Origin of the sequence: Miniimonas arenae (genome assembly GCF_006351005.1) — a bacterium.
Taxonomy (GTDB): Bacteria; Actinomycetota; Actinomycetes; order Actinomycetales; family Beutenbergiaceae; genus Miniimonas; species Miniimonas arenae.
Genome location: NZ_VENP01000128.1, coordinates 1 through 1,449 on the forward strand (window position 1 = coordinate 1; position 1,449 = coordinate 1,449).

The 1,449-nt window shown below is 67.6% G+C and carries 2 protein-coding genes; both read left to right on the forward strand.

From position 1 onward, the window contains the following. Window positions 1-264: 264 nt before the first annotated feature. Window positions 265-1,185 (forward strand): ParA family protein, encoded by a 921-nt coding sequence (locus FH969_RS14900; RefSeq protein WP_139987987.1) that lies wholly within the window; start codon window positions 265-267, stop codon window positions 1,183-1,185. Continuing rightward, a partial coding sequence (locus tag FH969_RS15540) for a hypothetical protein (protein ID WP_218975337.1) occupies window positions 1,182-1,449 on the forward strand: 268 nt, incomplete at its 3' end. The genes FH969_RS14900 and FH969_RS15540, both read left to right, overlap by 4 nt.

Here is a 1,449-nt window from a genome sequence, read left to right on the forward strand (position 1 = left end):
CCCACGCGACGAGGACGAAGCCCGACGCCAGCAGGCCCGCCTGCGACGCGTCCTCGAGCAGGTCGCCATCACCCAGCACGAGCCGGGACACATCGACTAGTCAAACCGGTTTCGCAAGTCATGATGGTTTGACTAGTTTCACTAGTTAAACCGCGATGACTAGTTGCACTAGTTGTGAATACTTGACATGCTGCACTAGTGGTACCGGTTCGACTAGTCAAACCGGTTTGGCTAGCAATGATCTGAGGGGGTCGAGGAGGAGTCATGGCGGATGTGGACCGAGCTGCGCTGGAGCGTGTGCTCGCAGTCATCAACGGCAAGGGTGGGGTCGGCAAGACGACCCTCGTGGCGAACGTCGCCGGACTGCTGGCACGGTCGGGTTACCGCGTCTTGGCGGTTGACGTGGACCCGCAGGGCAACCTCGGGCTCGACCTCGGCTTCGCCGACACCGACCGCGACGACGCCGGACGGAGCCTCACCGCGGCGCTGCTCGGTCTGGGCAGCGTGTCGATCCTGCGCGACGTCCGCGAGGGCCTGGACGTGATCGTCGGTGGTTCGAGCCTGCACGACGCCGCCGCAGCCTTGGCGTCGAAGAACCGGGGCGACCCCCGCGAGGCGTTGGCCCGGGTCCTGGCACCGATCGCGGGGGAGTACGACCTCGTCCTGCTGGACTGCCCCCCGGGCAACGAGTCCCTCCAGACGGCCGCGATCGCAGCGGCCCGCTGGGCTGTTGTGCCAGCGAAGGCCGACGAGGGGACTGCTCGAGGCCTCACGGAGATCGCGAACCGCCTGGAGGGCGTACTGGACATCAACCCCGACCTGGACCTACTCGGCGTCGCCCTATTCGACGTCGAGAAGAGCGCCACCCGGGTGGAGGAGTCCGCGCGACGGATGATCGCCGAGACCGTCGGCAGTGAGGACGTCGTGTTCACCGCGTCGATCCGGCACTCCATCGCCGTGGCGCAGCAGGTACGCCAGCGAGGCCTCCTGGTGCACGAGCTCGACGAGACCGGACGCGCCGAGCCGGAGTTCTGGAAGATCCTGCGCGGAGAAGCTGAGGCGGGGGAGCGAACCAGCCGCACCGCTGCCACCGTGGCAGACGACCTGCACGCCCTCACGAGCGAGATCGTCGCCCGACTCACCACACGCGAGGCCACCCAGGAGCCCGAGGAGGTCACCGCATGAGCACGACCCCACCGGACCGCACCGTCGCGGGCCTGACGACCCGACGTAAAGCGGGCGCCTCACACCTGGTGCGGAAGAATCGACCCGAACCAATGCCGGCGAGTCCTGAGCAGACGGAAGGCCTGACGGCGACGCCCACCATCGACTCCCCGCCACCCTTACCGCAGGCTTCACGGGTGACGGCTGACCGAAGCGGCAAGAGGGCCGACGCCGGGCGTGCGCAGATCTCATTCGCCGTCTCCACCGAGCTACGGGACAGGGCCA